Source organism: Klebsiella sp. SWET4, from assembly GCF_024296565.1.
Lineage (GTDB): Bacteria > Pseudomonadota > Gammaproteobacteria > Enterobacterales > Enterobacteriaceae > Klebsiella > Klebsiella variicola.
In genome coordinates this window covers 98,014-122,927 of record NZ_JANCOB010000005.1, presented here as the reverse complement: position 1 = coordinate 122,927, position 24,914 = coordinate 98,014, and the positions used below count along the sequence as shown (strand labels likewise).

The window sequence follows — 24,914 nt, the reverse complement described above, 5'->3', positions numbered from 1 at the left end:
TTTCTCACCCTCCCGCCCCGCCAATGGCATCGCCCAGATGAAAAACGGGCAAATACATCGCCACCACCAGAATGCCGACCAGTGAACCGGTTATCACCAGCATGATGGGTTCGAGATGCGCAGCCAGACTGTCGGCTCGCTGATGCGTTTGCTCTCGATGATGGTGCGCCAGATTTTCCAGCATTTGATCCAGCGCCCCCGCGCTTTCACCCGTACGGATGAGCTGCAGGCACAGCGGAGTAAAACCGCCGCACCGGCTTAACGCCTGCCAAATCGGTTCCCCCTGGGCTATCAGCGTACGGGCTTGCGCCAGGCGCTGGCGCCAGAGTGGGCACGACAGAGTTGCTTCAACACTTTGCAAACCCTGCAGAAAGCTAATACCGGCGCTTTGGGTTAACGCCAGGATGGTAAAGATCAGGCTCAGCTGTTGGCCGCCGATCAGGGGGCCGATGAGAGGGAGCGCGTTCAGCAATCGCTGGCGACGCAGCAACCAGTCGCTACGCCGCCGGACCAGCTGGTTGAGCAGCAGCGGGCTCAGGAAAAGGGCCAGCAGTAGCGGCCAGCCGCGACTTAGCATGTCGCCTGCCGCAACGACCATCCGCGTCAACAGCGGCAGCGGCGTACTGAACGTCTGGTAGATGGCGGTGAACTCGGGCAGGACAAAATAGAGCATTCCCAGCACCACCAGCAGCGCCAGGGCGAGTACGATCAGCGGGTAACGCAGCGCTTTTTTGACCTTGCCGGCGAGCCGCTGCTGCTCCTGCTGTTGGTTGGCCAGCTGCAGGCAGCAGATATCAAGCTTGCCTGTCAGTTCGCCGGTGCTAATCATCGCCAGATAAAGCGGCGGAAAGGCTTGCGGCCACTGCGCCAGCGCGGTAGTGAAAGCTACACCCTGAGCCAGTTCGCGGCCCAGGGACTCAAGCAGCGCTTGCCATTGCGGGTGTGGTTGCTGCTGCGCCAGCAGAGATAAACCGTCCGCCAGCGGCAGGCCGGCCTGCAGCAGGGTGGCGAGCTGACGGATCGTTTCGCTACTGTAGCGTGGGTGCCAGAGATTCAGCTTCACTGCACAGCGGCGCACGGCCAGCGGCATGACGCGCTGCTGCTGAAGGTCGTGCAGCACCTCCAGACGACTGGCTTGCCATAGCATCCCCTGGCAAGGGGCGCCGTGCGCATCGATACCGCGCCAGCGCCAGAGACGCTTAGTCGCCATGGGGGATCCCCAGCACCCGCACCACCTCTTCAAGGCTGGTCAGCCCCTGTTCGATAGCCTGACAACCGCTTTCAAAAAGCGTCATCATCCCCGCGGCTCGCGCCAGAGATTCAATCTCAATGGCATTCAGCCCCTGGACTATTCCCTGGCGTAACCCGGGGGTGACAGGCATGACCTCAAACAGCGCCAGCCTGCCGTGATAACCGTGATAACAGTGTTCGCAGCCAGCCGCCTGCCAGCGCGGCAGCGGGCGTGGCCACAGGCTGTGCGGCAGGTCGGCGGCGCTACCGACATTGCGCCGACAGTGGGGGCACAGCTTGCGGACCAGGCGCTGGGCGATAACCAGCGAGAGCGCTGAAGATATCATCCAGCGGGCGATGCCCATCTGCTGCAGGCGGGTGAGGGTTTCGCTGGTGGAGTTGGTGTGCAGGGTGGAAAGCACCAGATGGCCGGTCTGGGCGGCTTTCAGGGCTATTTCAGCGGTCTCGGCGTCACGAATCTCGCCTACCATGACAATATCCGGATCCTGGCGTAACAGGGCTCGGAGTACGCTGTGAAAGGTGAGCCCGGAACGCGGATTAATTTGCGTCTGATTCATCCCGGCGATGGGGATCTCCAGCGGATCCTCGACGCTACAGATGTTCACTTGCTCCCGGTTTCTGGCCTGCAGGGCGCTGTAGAGGGTCACCGTTTTACCGCTTCCGGTCGGGCCGGTGACCAGCAGTAGACCCTGCGGCTGATTAAGCGCCTGGCGAAAAGCCGCCAGCTGGGAAGAGGAGAGTCCGAGGGCCTCCAGATCCAGGGCCTGGTCAACCTGATGCAGAAGACGCAGGACAATTTTTTCGCCATAGCGGCAGGGTAGAGTGGCGATGCGAAAGGAGAGCGGTCGTCCGCTGAGGTTCAGCGCGAACTGACCATCCTGTGGTAAACGATGCTCGGCGATATCGAGACTGGCCATGACCTTGAGTCGCGCGATAATCGGTGCCGCCAGCTCGGGGGCCAGCAACGGCAGGGCATGGAGGACGCCATCGACCCGCAGGCGGATGCGTAAATGCGTTTCCGTGGGTTCGATATGAATATCGGACGCCCGCTGACGCAGAGCCTGTTCGAGGATCTGGTTGACCCGTTCGGCGATATTCTCTGGCCCCGCGTTTTGCGCCAGTTGCGCCTGCTTTTCCTGGGCCTGCAGACGCTTGTCCATCTGTTCCTGGCTCCAGCATTCAATATCGATTCGCTTTTGCGTCGCGAAGCGCAGCGCCTCCATCAGCTCTGTTGGTGGGGTATCGACCACCGCAATGGATATCGTCTGCTCGTCGCTATGCAGCAACATGGCGTGATAGCGGCGACAGAGAGGGATCAGCTGTTCTGTTTTCATGTGTTTGCCCTTACTTCACCCGGAAGACGTCTTCGCAGGCCTGCTGAAGGGCGCTGTTGCCGGTGATAGTGCAGACGCGCTGCCAGCCAGTGACGCCCTCGGCGTTATCCCAGGTCGGCGTCAGGGTGACGCCCAGTCCGTTCAGGCTTTCCTGGCCGGTGAGGGTGACGACCCCTTTGGCCACGCTCATGGCGGAGAGATAGCGAGTGGTTGTCGGCGAGGGAATGCCGTTGCTGCCGCCGTCGCATACCGTCAGGCCGCCATGATCGAGCGCGCAAAGTTCGATGGCCGTCCGATAGGGGACAAAGGTCTGCAGCAGGTCGGTGAGGGCGGCTTTACGCAGGTAGTTCTGGTAGGCCGGGATGCCGATGGCGCTGAGAATAGCGATGATCCCAATGACCACCATCAGTTCAATCAGGGTGAAACCACGTTGTTTATCCATAAGTCGCTCCTTGTTGTGACTGGAGCACTGTGACGGGATTTGGGATACCAGGCGAGGAGGCGAAAACGATCCGGGAAACCAGATTCCAGGGTTTTTACTTTGCTTACATGGTGGGCATGAACGGCTGCGAGTCGGCTCGCAAATTCAGGCCCTCACGCCCGGCAGCGTGAAGGCCAATTGCTTAGCGAAAACGCATCGACAGGTCGAGCGCCTGCACATGTTTGGTCAGGGCGCCGACGGAGATATAGTCGACGCCGGTGTCGGCAAATTCGCGGATGGTGTCGAAGGTGACGTTACCGGAGACCTCCAGAGCCGCCTGGCCTGCAGTGATTTTCACCGCCTCGCGCATCAGGTCGGTGGTGAAGTTATCGAGCATAATGATGTCCGCCCCGGCTTTTAACGCCTGCTCCAGCTCATCCAGGGTTTCCACTTCCACTTCCACCGGCACATCAGGATGTAGCCAGAACGCCTTTTCCACCGCCTGACGGATCGAGCCGGAGGCGATGATATGGTTTTCTTTAATCAGGAAAGCGTCGAACAGGCCCAGGCGGTGGTTGGCGCCGCCGCCGCAGAGTACCGCGTATTTCAGCGCGGTACGCAGCCCTGGCAGCGTTTTACGGGTATCCAGAAGTTGGGTTTTGGTGCCGGCCAGCAGGTCGACGTAGCGACGGACGACGCTGGCGACACCGGAGAGAGTTTGCACAAAGTTCAGCGCCGTGCGTTCGCCGGTGAGCAGAATACGCGACGGGCCTTCCAGCTCGAACAGCGGCTGGTCGGCTTTGACCGCATCGCCGTCGGCCACGTGCCAGGTGATATTCACGTCGTCACCGGCGAGCTGAATAAAGACCTCTTCCACCCAGCGTTTGCCACAGAAGACGCCATCTTCGCGGGTAATGACCACCGCATGGGAGCGTGCATCCTGCGGCAATAATTGCGCGCTAATATCGTTGTTGGCGTCGACTTCGCCGCCCAAATCTTCCCGCAGGGAGTGTGCGACAGCATCGGTAATATCGAGGTTAATACGTTCCAGCAGCACGTCACGGCGGCGGTCGGGGTTGTAACGACGAGGCGACATGATAAAGCTCCAGATAGATAAGATTCAGAAGTGGGAAACATGCTAACCTGAACGACGTTTCAGTACCATACACACTTCATCCTTTGGGCCGGCGTGTGGCCCGGAAGCATGAGTTCGCGAAAGGAGATCCCGCATGCAGTTGAACGAGGGATGGCTGGTCGGCGCGCGTCGGGTTCCCTCGCCGCACCATGACTGCCGTCCGGATGAAGAAGCCCCTTCCTTACTGGTGGTGCATAACATTAGCCTGCCACCGGGTGAATTTGGTGGTCCGTGGATTGATGCGCTGTTCACTGGCACCCTGGATCCCCATGCGCATCCTTTCTTTGCCGAGATTGCTCATCTGCGCGTTTCGGCACATTGTCTGATTCGCCGTGATGGCGAAATCGTGCAGTATGTGCCTTTCGATAAGCGTGCGTGGCATGCGGGGGTCTCCTGCTATCAGGGGCGAGAACGCTGCAATGACTTTTCCATTGGCATTGAGCTGGAAGGCACGGATACCCTGGCGTATACCGATGCGCAGTACCAGCAGCTGGCGGCGGTGACGGAACTACTGATCACAATTTACCCGGCTATCGCCGAAAACATCGCGGGCCACAGCGATATCGCGCCCGTGCGGAAAACCGATCCAGGACCGGCCTTTGACTGGATAAAATTCCGGGCGCTACTCAGTGCGCCGTCAGATAAGGAGACATCATGACGCTGTTTACGACGCTGCTGGTGCTTATCGCCGAACGGCTGTTTAAGCTGGGCGAACACTGGCAGCTTGATCATCGGCTGGAGGTGGTGTTCCGCCGGATAAAACATTTTTCGCTGCTGGGCACGCTGCTGATGACGGTGGTGGCTGTCGCGGTGGTGTATCTCATTCAGCGCCTGCTGCAGGGGCAGCTATTTAACGTACCTCTGCTGGTGTTCTGGATCTTGCTGGGCCTGTTGTGCATCGGGGCAGGCAAGGTTCGGCTGCATTATCATGCCTATCTGAAAGCGGCGTCGCGCAATGACAGTCGCGCCTGCGATGCCATGGCCAGCGAGCTGACGCTGATCCACGGCGTACCGCCGGGCTGCGATGAGCGTGAATATCTGAGTGAGCTGCAAAATGCGCTGCTGTGGATTAACTATCGATATTACCTGGCGCCGCTTTTCTGGTTTGTGGTGGGGGGCGCGTGGGGGCCGCTGACGCTTATCGCTTACAGCGTACTGCGCGCCTGGCAGACGTGGCTGGCGCGCTACCAGACGCCGCATCACCGTTTGCAGTCTGGGATCGATGGTCTCTTGCATATCGTGGACTGGCTGCCGGTGCGTCTGGTGGGGGTTGTCTATGCTCTGGTGGGGCATGGAGAGAAAGCGCTCCCGGCGTGGTTTGCATCGTTAGGCGACCGCCATTCATCGCAGTATCAGGTATTGACCCGCCTGGCGCAGTATTCCCTGGCTCGTGAACCGCACGTGGATAAAGTGGCGACCCCGAAGGCCGCGGTGTCGATGGCCAAGAAAACCTCGCTGGTGGTGGTGGTGATCATGGCGCTGCTGACGATTTACGGCACCCTGGTTTAACGGCCTGAGCCCGCGTTCAGCCTGCCACGATGCATGCACCTGCGGGACTCTTGCTGCCGGGTGGCGGCTTCGCCTGACCCGGCCTGCAGAACCGCGTCAGCGGGCTTCATTCCGAACCGCTACAGCGTATCCGCCGGCGGGATGCCGAAGTCGGGCATCCCGTCCTCCCTCCAGCTGACGAGTTTTAACCGCGTATGGCGATTGGGGTCATACAGTGGATCGCCTTCTATCTCGGTGTAATTCCGCGCGTGATACACCAGCACATCTTCCCCTTCCGGCGTTTGGGTAAAACTATTATGGCCCGGGCCATACTGGCGGTTTTCATAGCTGGTACGAAAGACCGGCTGCGGGGCTTTATGCCAGTTCGTCGGCTGCAGCGGATCGGCCTGCAGATCGATCCAGAGTAACCCCATGCAGTAGTTTTCATCGGTGGCGCTGGCGGAATAGCTGATGAACAGCTTATCGCCATGCACCAGCACCGCAGGACCTTCGTTGACCTTAAATCCCCGGCACTCCCAGTCGAACTCCGGCTTGCTCAGCATGACCGGCTCGCCTTTTAGCGTCCACGGGTTGGCCATTTCAGCAAGATATAAGTTTGAGTTGCCTTCGATATGCGGGGATTTTTGCGCCCACAGATACCAGCGTTTGCCCTGATGGATAAAAGTAGTGGCATCGAGGGCGAAGGTATCGAAAGGCGTGACCACCTGGCCTTTTTCCTGCCAGCGACCGGTCAGCGGATCGTTGTCGGCGCACTCGAGAACGAACATGCGATGCTGGAACATCCCCAGCGCATCCAGATCGTGAGTATGGGTGGCGGCAAAATAGATATACCACTTACCGTCTATTTCATGCAGCTCCGGCGCCCAAATCAGCTGGCTCATCGGCCCGCTTTGCGGCGCGCGCCAGACCACTACCGGCTCAGCATCGCGCAATCCTTCAAGGGTGGCCGCGCGCCGGATCTCCAGCCGGTCATATTCCGGTACCGAGGCAATAAAGTAGTAGTGATTAAGGTGGCGCAGAATAAAGGGGTCTGCGCGCTGTTCAATAAAGGGGTTTGGCCAGTTGTTCATCAGGCTTTCCTTACGTGTTCACTGGTTTTCAGTTCCTGGTATTCGTTCAGCTCGCTGTAGTTGCTGCGGCGCTTCTCTAAATCGCTTTGAATCTGGCGCATCAGGGTGCGGTCAACCTTCAGCAGGCGCACCACGCCGGCGGTGATCAGATAGCCGACGCCGGGGATGACCGAGAATAGGAGCACGATGCCGTTGAGGGCGGAGGCGCTTTGCGCTTTCGCGCCGGCGTCGTAGCCGTACCATGACAGCAGGAAACCTACCATTGCTCCGGCGACCGCCAGGCCGACCTTGAGGAAGAACAGATTACCGGAGAAGCTAATGCCGGTGATGCGCTTACCGGTTTTCCACTCGCCATAGTCGTCAACGTCGGACATCAGCGACCAGTGCAGCGGAGAGGGGATCTGATGCAGGATGTTGAGCAGGAAGTAGAGCACCATAATCAGCGTGGTGGCGTGCGGATTAAAGAAATAGAAGGCGCAGGAGAAAATCGCCAGCACGATGTTGGTCCAGAAGAAAACCTGCAGTTTGCACCAGCGGTCGGTGAGGACTTTCGCCAGCATGCTGCCAATCATCATCCCGACCACGCCGAGGCTGATAAACAGGGTGGCAAAATGGGTGCTTTGTCCCATCACCCAGGTGACGTAATACATGGTGGCGGCCATGCGAATAAAGCCCGGGCAGACGTTGCACAGCGTGAGCAGCAGGATGCGCACCCACTGGTCATTTTTCCACACGTCTTTGAGGTCTTTTTTCAGTTCATCATTCGTCTGCACCGCCGGGTGTATGCGTTCACGCACGGTAGCGAAGCAGAACAGGAACATACACATGCCGATAAAGGCCAGCACGGTCATCGCCATCTGGTAGCCCTTCGCTTTATCGGCGCCGCCGAACCAGTCGGCCATTGGCAGCAGCGTCAATGACAGCAGCAGCGTGGCGATACCCACCATCACAAAACGATAGGACTGGCAGGCAACGCGTTCTTTCGGATCAGCGGTCATCACCGTTCCCAGCGAGCAGTAGGGGATGTTAATCGCGGTATAGGTCACCGACAGCAGAAAGTAGGTCACGAACGCATAGATAACTTTGCTGTTATAGGTCCACTCAGGAGTAGTGAACATCAGCACGCTGAACAGGGCGTAGGGGAAGGCAATCCACAGTAGCCATGGACGAAAGCGGCCATATTTACTGCGGGTACGGTCGGCAAGGGCGCCCATAATCGGATCGGTCACCGCATCGATGACGCGCACCGACAACAGCAGTACGCCGACCAGCGCCGGCGCCAGGCCGAAGATATCGGTATAAAAATAGTTAACAAACAGCATGATGGCGCCAAATATGATATTGCATCCGGCATCACCCATCCCGTAACCAATCTTTTCCTTTATTGATAGTCTATTGTCTGCCATGTGCGGTCTCTCCGTTGCAGTATGGAGAGAATTATTGGCTGCTATCGAGGGAAATACGTTGCAGGAACTCGTTAACGATATGGATATATCAGCTATGGAGGGGAAAGTGTGAAGCAGATAACAATGCTCTGCGCCCGTTATTCAGGGAGGGGCGCAGAGCAAAGAGAAATATTTATGAGATGTATTATTGTGCTTTTATGGTGGCGGCGGCTTTCTGTTTAAACAGATAGCCCACGCCCAGCACCGCAATCCATACCGGGATCAGCCAAACGGAAATCGCCATCCCCGGGGTCATCAGCATAATCACCAGCACTGCCGCCATAAACAGCAGGCACACCCAGTTACCCAGCGGGTAGAAGAGGGCAGGGAAGCGAGTGGTGACCCCCTGCTGCTGTTTGGCGCGACGGAATTTCATATGCGCCAGGCTGATCATCGCCCAGTTGATAACCAGGGCCGAGACCACCAGCGCCATCAACAGGCCGAAGGCGGATTCCGGCGCCAGGTAGTTTATCAGTACGCACAGCGCGGTCACCAGGGCCGAGACGAGGATGGTATTCACCGGCACGCCGCGTTTGTCGACGCTGAGCAGCGCTTTCGGCGCGTTACCCTGCTGGGCAAGGCCGAACAGCATACGGCTGTTGCAGTAGACGCAGCTGTTATAAACCGACAGAGCCGCCGTCAGCACCACGACGTTAAGGGCATTTGCCACCAGCGTATCGCCAAGCTCATGGAAAATCAGGACGAATGGGCTGGTGTCCGCGGTCACGCGGGTCCACGGCAGCAGGGAGAGCAGCACCGCCAGCGAGCCAACATAGAAGATCAGGATACGGTAGATAACCTGGTTGGTGGCTTTCGGAATGCTTTGCTCCGGATTATCCGCTTCCGCCGCGGTGATCCCCACCAGCTCCAGACCGCCGAAGGAGAACATGATGATCGCCATCATCATTACCAGTCCGGTAAAGCCGTGCGGCAGGAAGCCACCCTGATCCCACAGGTTACGTACCGTCGCCTGCGGGCCGCCGTTGCCGCTGAACAGCAGCCAGCCGCCGAACAGAATCATCGCCACCACGGCGACCACTTTGATAATCGCGAACCAGAACTCCATTTCCCCGAACACTTTCACGTTGGTCAGGTTAATGGCGTTGATAGCGATGAAGAAGACCGCCGCAGAGGCCCAGGTCGGGATTTCCGGCCACCAGAACTGGATATATTTGCCGACGGCGGTGAGTTCCGCCATGGCCACCAGGACATACAGCACCCAGTAGTTCCAGCCGGAAGCGAAGCCGGCAAAGCCGCCCCAGTATTTATATGCGAAGTGGCTAAACGAACCTGCTACCGGCTCTTCCACCACCATCTCACCCAACTGACGCATGATCAGAAAGGCGATAAAGCCGGCGATAGCGTAACCAAGAATGATACCCGGGCCGGCGGACTGAATGACGGACGCGCTTCCCAGAAACAGGCCGGTGCCGATAGCCCCGCCCAGCGCGATAAGCTGAATGTGGCGGTTTTTCAGGCCGCGCTTCAGCCGATCGCCGTGCTGTTGACCTTCCATATGAAACCTCGTGTGTGGTTATTTTTTGTGTACGTCATCCGTCAGGTTGCTGCTGCTCTGCTGTCCCTGCCAGAAAGCATAGCCAGCGAAAATTTGGGCGAAGTGGCCCACTTTTTACCTGAGTGATGCCGCGCACATATTGTTGTGTTTGTGTATTTAGCGACTTCCGTTTCTGTATTGTTTTGTTTACGGAAGGCGGTGTGGTAATTCAAAAAAAGGCCTTTCGTCTGAGGGAGAATAGTGTTAAGCGCGACCGAATGCACCTGCTTTATGAAGGGATGATGACGATGTGTCTAAAAAGACATCAATAGACACATTCAGTATTATTCCATCGCATTACCCATGAGTGGTTATTTATTCTGTTAATTTGATTTTTTATTCATCTATGGCGCAGTTGAATCGGTTCAGATAGCGTAATTTTTCGTTTCCATAAAGTTAACGCTACCCCTTTGTGAGTAAACGTAACATTTGTGCAAGGTTACATTTCTGAAATGTTATTTCTGTAAGGTTGTTAAAATGTCCGCGGTTTACTGATTTCAATCAAAACCTGTATGGACAGAAGGTGAATACTTTGTTACTTTAGCGCTACGAACTTTAAATTGGTAAGACCAATTGACTCCGGGCTAATGGCAGAGACAGGGAATATGGCCTACAGCAAAATCCGCCAACCAAAATTATCCGATGTGATAGAGCAGCAGCTGGAGTTTCTGATCCTTGAGGGGACCTTGCGCCCCGGTGAAAAACTTCCGCCCGAACGCGAACTGGCTAAGCAGTTCGACGTTTCCCGCCCCTCGCTGCGTGAGGCGATTCAACGCCTCGAAGCTAAGGGCTTGTTGCTTCGTCGTCAGGGAGGTGGAACGTTTGTTCAGAGCCGCCTGTGGCAGAGCTTCAGCGATCCGCTGGTCGAGCTGCTGTCCGATCACCCTGAATCCCAATTCGATCTGCTTGAGACCCGTCACGCGCTGGAAGGCATCGCGGCTTATTACGCGGCGCTGCGCAGCAATGATGAAGATCGCGATCGTATCCGCGAGCTGCATCAGGCCATTGAACGGGCGCAGCAGTCGGGCGATCTGGACGCTGAGTCCGGCGCCGTCGTCCAGTATCAAATCGCCGTCACCGAGGCGGCACACAATGTGGTTTTGCTCCATCTGCTAAGGTGTATGGAGCCGATGCTGGCACAAAACGTTCGTCAGAACTTTGAATTGCTGTATGCCCGCCGGGAAATGCTCCCGTTGGTCAGCAACCATCGTACTCGCATTTTCGAGGCGATAATGGCCGGGGAGCCGGAGCAGGCGCGTGAGGCGTCGCACCGTCACCTGGCGTTCATTGAGGAAATTTTGCTGGACCGTAGCCGTGAGCAGAGTCGTAGAGAGCGCTCACTGCGTCGTTTACAGCAACGAAAGGACGAGAACTCCGGTTCTTAAGCGCCATTTTTAGAGCGCGGCAACTAAACGCAGAACCTGTCTTATTGAATTTTTGGTTGTTCAAAGGTGAAGAACGAAGAGTTCAATGGGACAGGTTCCAGATTAATCAACGATTAGATAGATAAGGAATACCCCCCATGTCAGAACGTTTACCAAATGACGTGGATCCGATCGAAACTCGCGACTGGCTACAGGCGATCGAATCGGTCATCCGTGAAGAAGGTGTTGAGCGTGCTCAGTATCTTATTGACCAACTCCTTTCTGAAGCCCGCAAAGGCGGGGTGAAAGTGGCTGCTGGCGCATCGACCGGCGGTTACGTCAACACTATTGCCGTTGAAGATGAACCGGAATACCCGGGTAATCTGGATCTGGAACGTCGTATCCGTTCTGCGATCCGCTGGAACGCGATCATGACCGTTCTGCGCGCATCGAAAAAAGATCTCGAACTGGGCGGCCACATGGCTTCCTTCCAGTCTTCCGCAACCTTCTACGAAGTGTGCTTCAACCACTTCTTCCGCGCACGCAACGAGCAGGATGGCGGCGATCTGGTGTACTTCCAGGGCCACATCTCTCCGGGCGTGTATGCGCGTGCTTTCCTGGAAGGTCGTCTGACTGAAGAGCAGATGAACAATTTCCGTCAGGAAGTTCACGGTAAAGGTCTGTCCTCTTATCCGCACCCGAAACTGATGCCGGAATTCTGGCAGTTCCCGACCGTTTCTATGGGGCTGGGCCCAATCGGGGCAATTTATCAGGCTAAATTCCTGAAATATCTGGAACACCGTGGTCTGAAAGACACCTCCAAACAAACCGTTTATGCTTTCCTGGGCGACGGTGAGATGGACGAGCCGGAATCTAAAGGTGCGATCACCATCGCCACCCGCGAGAAGCTGGACAACCTGGTCTTCGTTATCAACTGTAACCTGCAGCGTCTTGATGGCCCGGTAACGGGTAACGGCAAAATCATCAACGAACTGGAAGGCATCTTCGCGGGCGCTGGCTGGAACGTTATCAAGGTTATCTGGGGCGGTCGTTGGGATGAGCTGCTGCGTAAAGACACCAGCGGTAAGCTGATCCAGCTGATGGAAGAAACCGTTGACGGCGATTACCAGACCTTCAAATCCAAAGACGGCGCATATGTGCGCGAGCACTTCTTCGGTAAATATCCGGAGACCGCGGCGCTGGTTGCCGACTGGACTGACGAGCAGATTTGGGCCCTGAACCGCGGCGGCCACGATCCGAAGAAAGTTTACGCTGCACTGAAAAAAGCGCAGGAAACCAAAGGCAAAGCGACCGTAATCCTCGCCCATACCATTAAAGGTTACGGCATGGGTGACACCGCTGAAGGTAAGAACATCGCCCACCAGGTTAAGAAAATGAACATGGACGGCGTTCGTTACGTCCGCGATCGTTTCAACGTGCCGGTTGCCGATGCCGATCTCGAAAAACTGCCGTACGTCACCTTCCCGGAAGGTTCCGAAGAGCACACCTATCTGCACGCTCAGCGCCAGAAACTGCACGGCTATCTGCCGAGCCGTCAGCCGAACTTCTCTGAGAAGCTGGAGCTGCCGACGCTGGAAGATTTCGCTCCGCTGCTGGAAGAGCAGAATAAAGAGATCTCTACCACTATCGCATTTGTTCGTGCCCTGAACGTGATGCTGAAGAACAAATCCATCAAAGACCGCCTCGTGCCGATTATCGCCGACGAAGCGCGTACTTTCGGTATGGAAGGTCTGTTCCGTCAGATCGGTATTTACAGCCCGAACGGCCAGCAGTACACCCCGCAGGACCGTGAGCAGGTTGCTTACTACAAAGAAGACGAGAAAGGCCAGATCCTGCAGGAAGGGATCAACGAGCTGGGCGCAGGCGCATCCTGGCTGGCTGCGGCGACTTCTTACAGCACCAACAACCTGCCGATGATCCCGTTCTACATCTACTACTCGATGTTCGGGTTCCAGCGTATCGGCGACCTGTGCTGGCAGGCAGGCGACCAGCAGGCTCGCGGCTTCCTGATCGGTGGTACTTCCGGTCGTACAACGCTGAACGGCGAAGGTCTGCAGCACGAAGATGGCCACAGCCATATTCAGTCGCTGACTATCCCGAACTGTATCTCTTACGATCCGTCCTATGCATACGAAGTGGCTGTCATCATGCATGATGGCCTGGAGCGTATGTACGGTGAGAAACAGGAGAACGTTTACTACTACATCACTACGCTGAACGAAAACTACCACATGCCGGCCATGCCGGAAGGCGCCGAGGAAGGTATCCGTAAAGGTATCTACAAACTCGAAACCATCGAAGGTAGCAAAGGTAAAGTTCAGCTGCTGGGCTCCGGTTCTATCCTGCGTCACGTTCGTGAAGCAGCGCAGATCCTGGCGAAAGACTACGGCGTGGGCTCTGACGTGTATAGCGTCACCTCCTTCACCGAACTGGCGCGTGATGGCCAGGATTGCGAACGCTGGAACATGCTGCACCCGCTGGAAACCCCGCGCGTGCCGTATATCGCTCAGGTAATGAACGACGCTCCGGCCGTGGCATCCACTGACTATATGAAACTGTTCGCTGAGCAGGTTCGTACTTACGTACCGGCTGATGATTACCGCGTACTGGGTACCGATGGCTTCGGTCGTTCCGACAGCCGTGAAAACCTGCGTCACCACTTCGAAGTCGATGCTTCCTATGTGGTCGTTGCAGCGCTGGGCGAACTGGCTAAACGTGGTGAAATCGATAAGAAAGTGGTGGCTGACGCTATCGCGAAATTCGACATCGATGCAGAAAAAGTTAACCCGCGTCTGGCGTAAGAGGTAAAAGAATAATGGCTATCGAAATCAAAGTACCGGACATCGGGGCTGATGAAGTTGAAATCACCGAGATCCTGGTCAAAGTGGGCGACAAAGTAGAAGCTGAACAGTCGCTGATCACCGTAGAAGGCGATAAAGCCTCTATGGAAGTCCCGTCTCCGCAGGCTGGCGTCGTGAAAGAGATTAAAGTCTCCGTCGGCGACAAAACCGAGACTGGCAAACTGATTATGATTTTCGATTCCGCCGAGGGTGCAGCAGCCGCTGCACCTGCGCAGGAAGAGAAGAAAGAAGCCGCGCCGGCTGCGGCTGCGCCAGCAGCTGCCGCGGCAGCGAAAGAAGTTCACGTCCCGGATATCGGCGGCGATGAAGTTGAAGTCACCGAGATCATGGTTAAAGTGGGCGACACCATCGCCGCTGAGCAATCCCTGATCACCGTAGAAGGCGATAAAGCCTCTATGGAAGTGCCGGCGCCGTTCGCGGGTACCGTGAAAGAGATCAAAATCAACACCGGTGACAAAGTGTCCACCGGCTCCCTGATCATGATCTTCGAAGTGGCGGGCGCTGCGCCTGCCGCCGCACCTGCTCAGGCTGCTGCTCCGGCTGCGGCTGCTCCAGCTGCGGCTGGCGGTGCGAAAGACGTTAACGTACCGGACATCGGCGGCGACGAAGTTGAAGTCACCGAAGTGATGGTCAAAGTCGGCGATAAAGTGGCTGCTGAGCAGTCCCTGATCACCGTCGAAGGCGACAAAGCGTCTATGGAAGTGCCGGCGCCATTCGCAGGTACCGTCAAAGAGATCAAAATCAGCACCGGCGATAAAGTCAAAACTGGTTCCCTGATCATGGTCTTCGAAGTGGAAGGCGCTGCGCCTGCCGCCGCGCCGGCTCAGGCTGCTGCTCCGGCACCGGCTGCTGCACCGGCTCAGGCCGCTAAGCCTGCCGCTGCACCGGCTGCGAAAGCAGAAGGCAAAACTGAATTCGCTGAAAACGATGCTTACGTTCACGCGACGCCGCTGATTCGCCGCCTGGCGCGCGAGTTCGGCGTTAACCTGGCAAAAGTGAAAGGCACCGGCCGTAAAGGTCGTATCCTGCGCGAAGACGTTCAGGCTTATGTGAAAGACGCGGTTAAACGCGCTGAATCCGCACCGGCGGCTGCCGCTGGCGGCGGTATCCCGGGCATGCTGCCATGGCCGAAGGTTGACTTCAGCAAGTTTGGTGAAATCGAAGAAGTGGAACTGGGTCGTATCCAGAAAATCTCTGGGGCTAACCTGAGCCGTAACTGGGTGATGATCCCGCACGTTACCCACTTCGACAAAACCGATATCACCGATCTGGAAGCGTTCCGTAAGCAGCAGAACGCCGAAGCTGAGAAGCGTAAACTGGACGTGAAATTCACCCCAGTGGTCTTCATCATGAAAGCCGTTGCCGCTGCGCTTGAGCAGATGCCGCGCTTCAACAGCTCGCTGTCCGAAGATGGTCAGCGCCTGACGCTGAAGAAATACATCAACATCGGTGTGGCGGTTGATACCCCGAACGGTCTGGTGGTTCCGGTCTTCAAAGACGTGAATAAGAAGAGCATCACCGAGCTGTCTCGTGAACTGACCACCATCTCGAAGAAAGCGCGCGATGGCAAGCTGACGGCTGGCGAAATGCAGGGCGGTTGCTTCACCATCTCCAGCATCGGCGGCCTGGGCACTACCCACTTCGCGCCGATTGTTAACGCGCCGGAAGTGGCCATCCTGGGCGTGTCTAAGTCCGCGATGGAGCCGGTATGGAATGGTAAAGAGTTCGTTCCGCGTCTGATGATGCCGATCTCTCTGTCCTTCGACCACCGCGTCATCGACGGTGCTGATGGTGCCCGCTTCATTACCATCATTAACAACACCTTGAGCGACATTCGCCGTCTGGTGATGTAATCGAAAAAGCCGGCCTGACGGCCGGCTTTTTTCTGATAACCTCAGGCTGTTGGGGATTATCAGCAACAAAGGACAAAATCGTTTGCCGTTTGTTGTTTAAAAATTGTTAACAATTTTGTAAAATACACGCGGATAGAACGTCCCGGTGGACTTGGGCGTAAGAATAATAGCGTCAGACCCGCCGGATATAAATTACAGAGGTCATGATGAGTACTGAAATCAAAACTCAGGTCGTGGTACTTGGGGCAGGCCCCGCAGGTTACTCTGCAGCCTTCCGTTGCGCTGATTTAGGTCTGGAAACCGTCATCGTAGAACGTTACAGCACCCTCGGTGGCGTTTGCCTGAACGTGGGTTGTATCCCGTCTAAAGCGCTGCTGCACGTGGCAAAAGTTATCGAAGAAGCGAAAGCGCTGGCCGAACACGGCATCGTTTTCGGCGAACCGAAAACCGACATTGACAAGATCCGCACCTGGAAAGAAAAAGTTATCACTCAGCTGACCGGCGGCCTGGCTGGCATGGCTAAAGGCCGTAAAGTGAAAGTGGTTAACGGTCTGGGTAAATTTACCGGCGCCAACACCCTGGAAGTGGAAGGCGAAAACGGTAAAACCGTGATCAACTTCGACAACGCCATCATCGCGGCGGGCTCCCGTCCGATTCAGCTGCCGTTTATCCCGCATGAAGATCCGCGCGTATGGGACTCCACCGACGCCCTGGAGCTGAAATCTGTACCGAAACGCATGCTGGTCATGGGTGGCGGTATCATCGGTCTGGAAATGGGTACCGTATACCATGCGCTGGGTTCAGAGATTGACGTGGTTGAAATGTTCGACCAGGTTATCCCGGCTGCCGATAAAGACGTGGTGAAAGTCTTCACTAAACGCATCAGCAAGAAATTCAACCTGATGCTGGAAACCAAAGTGACTGCCGTTGAAGCGAAAGAAGACGGTATTTACGTTTCCATGGAAGGCAAAAAAGCGCCGGCTGAAGCGCAGCGTTACGACGCCGTGCTGGTCGCTATCGGCCGCGTGCCGAACGGCAAAAACCTCGATGCAGGCAAAGCCGGCGTGGAAGTGGACGATCGCGGCTTTATCCGCGTTGACAAACAAATGCGCACCAACGTGCCGCACATCTTTGCTATCGGCGATATCGTCGGTCAGCCGATGCTGGCGCACAAAGGCGTACACGAAGGTCACGTTGCCGCAGAAGTTATCTCCGGCCTGAAACACTACTTCGATCCGAAAGTGATCCCGTCCATCGCCTACACTGAGCCAGAAGTGGCATGGGTTGGTCTGACTGAGAAAGAAGCGAAAGAGAAAGGCATCAGCTACGAAACCGCCACCTTCCCGTGGGCGGCTTCCGGCCGTGCTATCGCTTCCGACTGCGCAGACGGTATGACCAAACTGATCTTCGACAAAGAGACCCACCGTGTTATCGGCGGCGCGATTGTCGGCACCAACGGCGGCGAGCTGCTGGGTGAGATCGGCCTGGCTATCGAAATGGGCTGCGACGCTGAAGACATCGCGCTGACCATCCATGCTCACCCGACTCTGCACGAGTCTGTTGGCCTGGCGGCAGAAGTTTTCGAAGGCAGCATCACCGATCTGCCAAACGCCAAAGCGAAGAAAAAGTAACTTTTTCTTTCAGGCTAAAAGCATAAGCGGCTCCCGGAGCCGCTTTTTTTATGCCTGATGTTTAGAACTATGTCTCCGTTCATAAACCGCTACACCTCATACATACTTTGAAAATAATCACGCCATAAACTTATAGGCAGTTAACGATATAGTTGAGGTGTGAGATGAAACGCTTTTTAACCGCAGCGCTGGTCGCTGCAACGTGCCTATCCGGTGTGGCCTGCGCGGCTGACGCCACCATCCCCTGGGCGGACAACAGCGGTGGCACGGAAACGACCCATATCGCGGCGATGGGGCAGGATCTGAATGCCCAGCATCAGCAGGTGACGAAGACGAATGAGGGGGTATGGGCGGCGAACTCCGGAAGCATCAGCGCTGATGAAGCGGCATTATCCAGCACAAAGCCGACTTTTGCTGGCGATCCGTCTCTGATGCCCCATCAGGGCTAAGCGAATAGAAACGCCAGGTTGCTTGAGGGCAACCTGGCGTTTTTTTATGGTTTGACAACCTGCCAGCCGGCGTCAGCATCGGGGGCAAAGCGCGTGATGGCCTGCGCTTTTGCGGCGCTCTCTTCGCCGAGATTAGCCTGATAAACGGTATCGTGCAGATCGATCATAAAGCTCATCACTCCGGTTTCACCCCATTCCACAGGCCAGGCAAGCAAGGCCGCATCCTGGTCATCGCGGCCTGCGATAATGCGGAAACGATAGCCATGATAACCGGCGCCGGGCTCCGTCGGGCTGAATGCCGGCCCCAGCGGGCTGGGCGTCTCACCCGGCGACGTCGGCCAGTACAACCCATCTTTTTTGCCTTCACTGCTGATGATTTTCTGCGCCCAGCGGTGATTAAGCTGGTAGTAATCCTGCTGGGCGTCAACGTAAGCGTGCATGGCGGCTATCGCTGACAGTTCATTGCGACCGATGGCGCGGGTGAGGATCTCCTCTTCGCCTGCGGCCATATCAAAGCGCCAGCCCTGAGACGTTTTTACGATAGGCACCGGCAACCGCCATGCTTCGCTGCCGACGTCGAGCCAGGCGTTATCACCCTGCTGCACGATGACATGTTTTACCTGCCAGTCGCGCTGAAAACGGTCGACGGCGCTGGGGTCGATCCCATCGGTAGGTAAAAATTGCTGCCAGTTATCGCCGAGCACCTTGCTCAGCGCCGCTTCATTTTGCTGGCTGAGCGCCTCAGCCAGCGCGCTCGCGGCCTGTTCCGGGGTAGAAAACTGCTGCTGGGCGAAGGCGGCTAACGGTGACAGTATCAATGTGAACAGGGCAATAGGTAATAGGTTTCTCATTCTGCTCATCCTCAGCGGCGGCGCAGTTCATGGTGTTCGGAAAGACGTTCTCTGGCGCCGCCACGCTCCTCGCGGTTTACAGCGGAAAACTGCCGACTTTGCAGTCCCCGTTCCTGCTGCGCTTGCCAGGAGGGGGCGCGGCTTTCGTTGCCGCTAAGAGCGCTGGCGCGTAAATGACTAACCTGCTGCTGACGCTGCGCGGGCGTGGCGGACTGGATCTGCTGCCGATGCTGTTGCTGCTGAGGTGTCAGGTTCTGCTCGCGGCTCTTAACGGTTTCCCGACGCTGCTGTTGTTGCGGCGTGGGATTTTTCAACTGCGTTTTCGCCGCCTCGCGACGCTGCTGCTGGGTCGAGGTTGGTGTGCTGTCGTAACCGCGATAGTTGCTGCGCTGGGTGGCTTGTTTCAATTGCGCCGAAGCTGCCTGACGCTGGGCATCGCGTGAGGCGTTGTTTGCCGCCAGGTTGCCCGCTGTCGCCGCCGGTACGTTATGCTGCAGCTGGGTCATCGCTGCCTGGCGCTGCGCTTCGCGATCGACTGGCGCATGTTGGGTAGCGCTCAGCCCGCCAGCAACGTTGGTCTGATGGAAGCGTTGAGCAACCGTATTATCGGGATACGGTGTGTGACCGCGATAGGCAGGATTATGCTGCCAGTTAACGTGGTTGCCCGGCAGGTTTTCTCCCGTTATATGATTGAAATTATTTATATTAATATTGATGTTATCGCCATTATGCGAGTAATCGCCGTGGTGATAGTCGTCATCGTGATGGTGGTGGTCATCATCATCATCCCAGTCGATACTGCTAAACAGCGCCCAGGTAGTGGCCACGCCCAGGCTGTAACCGAAGCCTTTGACGAAGCTATCGGTAAACTGCTCCCCGGGAGGCGGCGGCAGGTAGACCGGCGGATAGGCGCTGTTTGGCCAGGTACCATAGACGGTAGAGGGGTTATAGCTGGGAACATAGACCACCTGCGGATTGGTCGGTTCTATTTTAATGACCTGCGTGGGTGCAGGCGCCGCCGAGTGGGTGGTGGACGTTGCTGCCGTGCTGCTGGCGGAAACCGGTGCGGCAGGGGTGACAATCACTTTCTGCTGTGGCGTGGATTTCAGGGTCCCGGTCTGCTGGGCAATAGTGCGCAGGCGCTGCACTGAATCCATCACATCATGCGGCTGGGCCAAAAACGCATTGCCGAGGTTCTCCACCCAGGGCGGATTTTCGCCCATCATCGCCAGCAGGGCAGGGAAAGCGACAAGGGATTTGACGCTGGGATCCCACGGCTGACTGGCAACCGCCTGAACCGCCGCATCCCCTTTCATCGCGGGGTTATCCTGGGACCACTGTACCGCCTGCATGACGTTGTCGGGATAAGTGGAGGCCATCAACACCTGCGACAGCAGACTGTCCGGGTAGAGCGCGATGGGCGCGACCCACTGATCAATTTGCGCCTGGGTGTAGGTGGTGGTCACCGGCTGTGTCGTAGACGCTGCGGGCGCTGGCTGGGCTGGCGGTTCAGCGATCGTCGTCGGGGTTCGGCTTTGTACATAGAGTGTTCCCGCCGCCGCGAGTAAGCCAGCGCTACAGAGCAGGGCGATGATATGGGGTTTGAACGGCAGTGACATAGAAGCTCCTGACCCAAAAAGTAACCCATCTCGCTAAAGTATCGGCGAAAACGGCGCGTTTGCTGAGTATAAGTAAGCGGTATGGCTTTTTATTGATTATTGTTGGGATCGGCCTGGGGAGTTGTACGCGGAAAGGAATTTTTGTCGCGGGATTTGAACAGAAAGCCTGCAATATCCTGCCCTTAACGATTCAGCTAAATTTTAATGTTGCTTTTTTGTAAACAGATTAACACCTTTCAAAAATCCTGCTATGCTGCCGACGCGGTATCGGGCATTTACCCTACAAACTGCTGTCTCACAGGAGCGTGAAGAAAATCGCCCAGCCACTAAATCCTTCAAGATGCGTCAAGGCGGCAAACTGCCAATCCCGAAGCAGATTGATTGAAGACGTGTAGGCCGCATTATGACAATGAGAAGCGAGGAGAACCGTCGTGCTAGAAGAATACCGTAAGCACGTAGCTGAGCGTGCCGCCATGGGGATTGTTGCCAAACCCTTAGATGCAACCCAAATGGCCGCGCTGGTAGAACTGCTGAAAAACCCGCCTGCGGGCGAAGAAGAATTCCTGTTAGACCTGCTGATTAACCGTGTACCGCCGGGCGTCGACGAAGCCGCCTATGTTAAAGCTGGATTCCTTGCCGCGATCGCCAAAGGCGAAGCGACCTCCCCTCTGGTAACCCCTGAAAAAGCCGTTGAACTGCTGGGCACCATGCAGGGCGGTTACAACATTCACCCGCTGATTGATGCGCTGGACGACGCGAAACTGGCGCCGATTGCCGCGAAAGCGCTGTCTCATACTCTGCTGATGTTCGATAACTTCTACGACGTAGAAGAGAAAGCGAAAGCGGGTAACGAGCACGCAAAACAGGTCATGCAATCCTGGGCTGATGCTGAGTGGTTCCTGAACCGCCCGCAGCTGGCAGAGAAAATCACCGTTACCGTCTTCAAGGTCACCGGCGAAACCAATACCGATGACCTGTCTCCGGCGCCGGATGCTTGGTCTCGCCCGGATATCCCACTGCATGCGCTGGCGATGCTGAAAAACGCCCGCGAAGGTATTGATCCGGACCAGCCGGGCGTCGTCGGCCCGATTAAACAAATCGAAGCCCTGCAGCAGAAAGGCTATCCGCTGGCCTACGTCGGCGACGTGGTCGGGACGGGTTCCTCGCGTAAATCCGCGACCAACTCGGTGCTGTGGTTTATGGGCGACGATATCCCGAATGTGCCGAACAAGCGCGGCGGCGGTCTGTGCCTGGGCGGCAAAATCGCGCCAATCTTCTTCAACACCATGGAAGATGCGGGGGCGCTGCCTATCGAAGTGGATGTAAGCAACCTGAACATGGGCGACGTGATTGACGTTTACCCGTTCAAAGGCGAAGTGCGTAACCACGAAACCAACGAACTGCTGGCCAGCTTCGAGCTGAAGACCGATGTGCTGATCGACGAAGTGCGCGCCGGTGGCCGTATTCCGCTGATCATCGGCCGCGGCTTGACCACCAAAGCGCGCGAAGCGCTGGGGCTGCCGCACAGCGACGTCTTCCGTCAGGCGAAAGACGTGGCGGAAAGCACCCGCGGCTTCTCTCTGGCGCAGAAAATGGTTGGCCGCGCCTGCGGCGTTGCCGGTATCCGTCCGGGCGCCTACTGCGAGCCGAAAATGACCTCCGTCGGTTCTCAGGACACCACCGGTCCAATGACCCGTGATGAACTGAAAGACCTGGCGTGCCTGGGCTTCTCCGCGGACCTGGTGATGCAGTCCTTCTGCCACACCGCGGCCTATCCGAAGCCGGTTGACGTGACCACGCACCATACCCTGCCGGACTTCATCATGAACCGCGGTGGTGTTTCTCTACGTCCGGGCGATGGCGTTATCCACTCCTGGCTGAACCGCATGCTGCTGCCGGATACCGTGGGTACCGGCGGCGACTCCCATACCCGTTTCCCAATCGGTATCTCCTTCCCGGCGGGCTCTGGTCTGGTGGCCTTCGCCGCTGCGACCGGCGTGATGCCGTTGGATATGCCGGAATCGGTGCTGGTGCGCTTCAAAGGGAAAATGCAGCCGGGTATCACCCTGCGCGACCTGGTTCATGCCATCCCACTGTATGCCATCAAGCAGGGCCTGCTGACCGTTGAGAAGAAAGGTAAGAAAAACATCTTCTCTGGTCGCATCCTCGAGATCGAAGGTCTGCCGGATCTGAAAGTCGAGCAGGCATTTGAACTGACCGATGCGTCCGCTGAGCGTTCTGCTGCCGGCTGTACCATCAAGCTGAACAAAGAGCCGATCGTTGAGTACCTGAACTCCAACATCGTCCTGCTGAAGTGGATGATCGCCGAAGGCTACGGCGACCGCCGTACGCTGGAACGCCGTATCCAGGGCATGGAAAAATGGCTGGCGGATCCGCAGCTGCTGGAAGCCGACGCTGACGCGGAATACGCGGCAGTGATCGACATCGATCTGGCGGATATCAAAGAGCCAATCCTGTGCGCGCCGAACGATCCGGACGATGCCCGTCTGCTGTCTGACGTGCAGGGCGAGAAGATCGACGAAGTGTTCATCGGTTCCTGCATGACCAACATCGGCCACTTCCGTGCCGCCGGTAAGCTGCTGGACAGCCACAAAGGCCAGCTGCCGACTCGCCTGTGGGTGGCGCCGCCAACCCGTATGGACGCCGCGCAGCTGACCGAAGAAGGCTACTACAGCGTGTTTGGTAAGAGCGGGGCGCGTATCGAAATCCCTGGCTGTTCCCTGTGTATGGGTAACCAGGCTCGCGTGGCCGACGGTGCGACGGTGGTCTCCACCTCCACCCGTAACTTCCCGAACCGTTTAGGTACCGGCGCTAACGTCTATCTGGCCTCTGCCGAGCTGGCAGCGGTGGCTTCTCTGCTCGGCAAATTGCCGACGCCGGAAGAGTACCAGACCTTCGTGGCGCAGGTGGATAAGACAGCGGAAGATACCTACCGTTATCTGAACTTTAACCAGCTGGATCAGTACACTGAAAAAGCTGACGGCGTGATCTTCCAGACCGCGGTGTAAAACCATTCGGTCAGCCCGGCTGACCGTTTGGCGATAAACTCCCCAATGCCCGGTGAACATTGCATCACCGGGCATTTTTATTTCCAAACCTCCTGCCCGTTACGCTTTTTTTCTTTCTGTCTGCTGCGATAATTACTGCATGGGTACAGTGCAGCGGTGACGCATTGCCCTTGCAGAGGAAAAGACTATGGACTACGAATTTCTGCGCGATATTACCGGAGTGGTAAAGGTGCGAATGTCGATGGATCACGAGGCGATTGGCCACTGGTTCAACGAAGAGGTGAAAGACAATCTTGCCCTGCTTGATGAAGTAGAGCAGGCTGCACGCACCGTGAAGGGCAGTGAACGTTCCTGGCAGCGGGCTGGCCATGAATATACGTTGTGGCTGGATGGCGAAGAGGTGATGATCCGTGCCAATCAGCTGGAGTTTTCCGGCGACGAAATCGAGGAGGGGATGAGCTACTACGACGAAGAAAGTCTCTCTCTCTGCGGCGTGGAGGATTTCCTGCAGGTTGTTGCCGCTTATCGTGAATTTATGCAGCAGCGTTAATGACGCCTTTTATGTCGGGTGGCGCAAGAGCGTAGCCCTGCTAAGCGTAGCGTGAGCAGGGGAAATCCCCGGGTAGCGGCTGGTGCCTTACCCGGGCGACCAGGCGGCGCAGAATCCCAGGCCCGGCAAGCGCAAGCGCCGCCGGGCATTTCCAATATTACACGGCAGGAATATTGCGGCCGTAGTAAATCTCGCGCATCTCTTTCCACAGCAGGTCGGTAATGACCTTGCGCTCTTCGGCGGTCAATTCTTCCGGTCGGGTATGGAACATGTAGTGCTTAAGGTCGAACTCCTTGAGCAACATTTTGGTATGGAAGATATTTTCCTGATAGACGTTCACATCGACCATGTCATACAACGACTTAATGTCATCGGACATAAAGTTCTGAATCGAATTGATTTCATGATCGATAAAATGCTTCATCCCATTGATATCGCGGGTAAAGCCGCGCACGCGGTAGTCAATGGTCACAATGTCCGATTCCAGCTGGTGGATCAGATAGTTCAGCGCTTTAAGCGGAGAAATGACCCCGCAGGTAGAGACTTCGATATCGGCGCGGAAGGTGCACAGTCCACCTTCCGGATGGCTCTCCGGGTAGGTATGCACGCAGATATGGCTCTTATCGAGATGAGCGACCACGGTTTCCGGTAACGGACCTGGATGTTCGGTCTGGTCGATAAGCTTGGGATCGACAGGCTCTTCGCTGACCAGAATGGTCACGCTGGCGCCCTGGGGTTCATAATCCTGGCGGGCGATATTCAGGATATTGGCGCCAATAATAGAACAGGTTTCTGTCAGGATCTCCGTCAGGCGATTGGCATTATAGAGTTCGTCGATATAAGCGATGTAGCCATCACGCTCCTCTGCCGTTTTGGCGTAACAGATATCGTAGATACAAAAACTCAGGCTTTTGGTCAGGTTGTTAAAGCCATGCAGCTTCAATTTTTTCAATTTAGTTCACCCCC

19 protein-coding genes are annotated in these 24,914 nt (G+C 56.6%); 9 read left to right on the top strand and 10 right to left on the bottom strand.

Annotated features, from left to right (window positions below; genetic code table 11):
- Positions 1 to 4: 4 nt before the first annotated feature.
- The 4 genes from hofC to nadC form a co-directional block, all read right to left on the bottom strand.
- Positions 5 to 1,210 carry a protein transport protein HofC gene (gene hofC, locus NKJ21_RS13770; protein ID WP_117112554.1) on the bottom strand — a complete coding sequence of 402 codons (1,206 nt, stop codon included), beginning with the start codon at positions 1,208 to 1,210 and terminating at the stop codon, positions 5 to 7.
- Positions 1,200 to 2,585 (bottom strand): type II secretion system protein GspE, encoded by a 1,386-nt coding sequence (gspE, locus tag NKJ21_RS13765; protein WP_254732945.1) that lies wholly within the window; start codon positions 2,583 to 2,585, stop codon positions 1,200 to 1,202. Before gspE ends, hofC begins: the two co-directional genes overlap by 11 nt.
- 10 nt (positions 2,586 to 2,595) lie before the next feature.
- On the bottom strand, positions 2,596 to 3,027 hold the full coding sequence (ppdD, locus tag NKJ21_RS13760) for a prepilin peptidase-dependent pilin (RefSeq protein WP_008807418.1): 432 nt from the start codon (positions 3,025 to 3,027) through the stop codon (positions 2,596 to 2,598).
- A gap of 181 nt (positions 3,028 to 3,208) precedes the next feature.
- Complete coding sequence (gene nadC / locus NKJ21_RS13755; RefSeq protein WP_002888684.1) at positions 3,209 to 4,102, bottom strand: carboxylating nicotinate-nucleotide diphosphorylase; 894 nt, start codon at positions 4,100 to 4,102, stop codon at positions 3,209 to 3,211.
- Positions 4,103 to 4,235: 133 nt separating this feature from the next.
- On the opposite strand from nadC, the gene ampD reads away from it, so the two are divergent.
- Together ampD and ampE are read left to right on the top strand one after the other, a co-directional pair.
- The gene (gene ampD, locus NKJ21_RS13750) at positions 4,236 to 4,799 is read left to right on the top strand and encodes a 1,6-anhydro-N-acetylmuramyl-L-alanine amidase AmpD (protein ID WP_008807417.1); all 564 of its coding nucleotides are present in this window, start codon (positions 4,236 to 4,238) and stop codon (positions 4,797 to 4,799) included.
- Positions 4,796 to 5,650: a beta-lactamase regulator AmpE gene (gene ampE / locus NKJ21_RS13745; protein WP_012542846.1), complete on the top strand. Its 855-nt coding sequence runs from the start codon at positions 4,796 to 4,798 to the stop codon at positions 5,648 to 5,650. Before ampD ends, ampE begins: the two co-directional genes overlap by 4 nt.
- Before the next feature lie 119 nt (positions 5,651 to 5,769).
- Here the strand turns inward: ampE and NKJ21_RS13740 are convergent, their stop codons facing one another.
- The 3 genes from NKJ21_RS13740 to aroP all read right to left on the bottom strand — a co-directional run bounded on the left by NKJ21_RS13740 (position 5,770) and on the right by aroP (position 9,681).
- Positions 5,770 to 6,720 carry a family 43 glycosylhydrolase gene (locus NKJ21_RS13740; RefSeq protein WP_022066122.1) on the bottom strand — a complete coding sequence of 317 codons (951 nt, stop codon included), beginning with the start codon at positions 6,718 to 6,720 and terminating at the stop codon, positions 5,770 to 5,772.
- Complete coding sequence (locus NKJ21_RS13735) at positions 6,720 to 8,126, bottom strand: glycoside-pentoside-hexuronide (GPH):cation symporter (protein WP_008807414.1); 1,407 nt, start codon at positions 8,124 to 8,126, stop codon at positions 6,720 to 6,722. Before NKJ21_RS13735 ends, NKJ21_RS13740 begins: the two co-directional genes overlap by 1 nt.
- 184 nt (positions 8,127 to 8,310) lie before the next feature.
- Positions 8,311 to 9,681, bottom strand: coding sequence for an aromatic amino acid transporter AroP (gene aroP, locus NKJ21_RS13730; protein WP_008807413.1), 1,371 nt, complete (start codon positions 9,679 to 9,681; stop codon positions 8,311 to 8,313).
- 644 nt (positions 9,682 to 10,325) lie between these two features.
- Between aroP and pdhR the strand changes: the two genes are divergently transcribed.
- The 5 genes from pdhR (at position 10,326) to NKJ21_RS13705 (ending at position 17,899) form a co-directional block, all read left to right on the top strand.
- Complete coding sequence (gene pdhR / locus NKJ21_RS13725) at positions 10,326 to 11,105, top strand: pyruvate dehydrogenase complex transcriptional repressor PdhR (protein WP_002888699.1); 780 nt, start codon at positions 10,326 to 10,328, stop codon at positions 11,103 to 11,105.
- Between the two features lie 137 nt (positions 11,106 to 11,242).
- The gene (aceE, locus tag NKJ21_RS13720; protein WP_008807412.1) at positions 11,243 to 13,906 is read left to right on the top strand and encodes a pyruvate dehydrogenase (acetyl-transferring), homodimeric type; all 2,664 of its coding nucleotides are present in this window, start codon (positions 11,243 to 11,245) and stop codon (positions 13,904 to 13,906) included.
- Between the two features lie 14 nt (positions 13,907 to 13,920).
- Positions 13,921 to 15,819 carry a pyruvate dehydrogenase complex dihydrolipoyllysine-residue acetyltransferase gene (gene aceF, locus NKJ21_RS13715; protein ID WP_032731619.1) on the top strand — a complete coding sequence of 633 codons (1,899 nt, stop codon included), beginning with the start codon at positions 13,921 to 13,923 and terminating at the stop codon, positions 15,817 to 15,819.
- Between the two features lie 206 nt (positions 15,820 to 16,025).
- Complete coding sequence (gene lpdA / locus NKJ21_RS13710; RefSeq protein WP_002888731.1) at positions 16,026 to 17,450, top strand: dihydrolipoyl dehydrogenase; 1,425 nt, start codon at positions 16,026 to 16,028, stop codon at positions 17,448 to 17,450.
- Between the two features lie 164 nt (positions 17,451 to 17,614).
- Entirely contained in the window at positions 17,615 to 17,899 is a 285-nt protein-coding gene (locus NKJ21_RS13705; protein WP_008807410.1) for a hypothetical protein, read from the top strand.
- A gap of 44 nt (positions 17,900 to 17,943) precedes the next feature.
- On the opposite strand, the gene NKJ21_RS13700 is transcribed toward NKJ21_RS13705, so the two are convergent.
- A complete protein-coding gene (locus tag NKJ21_RS13700; RefSeq protein WP_012542842.1) occupies positions 17,944 to 18,750 on the bottom strand; it encodes a DUF2950 family protein in 807 nt (268 codons plus the stop codon).
- Between the two features lie 11 nt (positions 18,751 to 18,761).
- Entirely contained in the window at positions 18,762 to 20,369 is a 1,608-nt protein-coding gene (locus NKJ21_RS13695; protein ID WP_039102849.1) for a DUF3300 domain-containing protein, read from the bottom strand.
- Between the two features lie 431 nt (positions 20,370 to 20,800).
- Between NKJ21_RS13695 and acnB the strand changes: the two genes are divergently transcribed.
- Both acnB and yacL read left to right on the top strand, forming a co-directional pair.
- Positions 20,801 to 23,398 carry a bifunctional aconitate hydratase 2/2-methylisocitrate dehydratase gene (gene acnB / locus NKJ21_RS13690; RefSeq protein WP_016160302.1) on the top strand — a complete coding sequence of 866 codons (2,598 nt, stop codon included), beginning with the start codon at positions 20,801 to 20,803 and terminating at the stop codon, positions 23,396 to 23,398.
- Positions 23,399 to 23,585: 187 nt separating this feature from the next.
- Complete coding sequence (yacL, locus tag NKJ21_RS13685) at positions 23,586 to 23,948, top strand: protein YacL (RefSeq protein WP_004204373.1); 363 nt, start codon at positions 23,586 to 23,588, stop codon at positions 23,946 to 23,948.
- Positions 23,949 to 24,105: 157 nt separating this feature from the next.
- Here yacL and speD read toward each other — a convergent pair whose 3' ends face one another.
- Entirely contained in the window at positions 24,106 to 24,900 is a 795-nt protein-coding gene (gene speD / locus NKJ21_RS13680; RefSeq protein ID WP_008807406.1) for an adenosylmethionine decarboxylase, read from the bottom strand.
- Positions 24,901 to 24,914 lie beyond the last annotated feature (14 nt).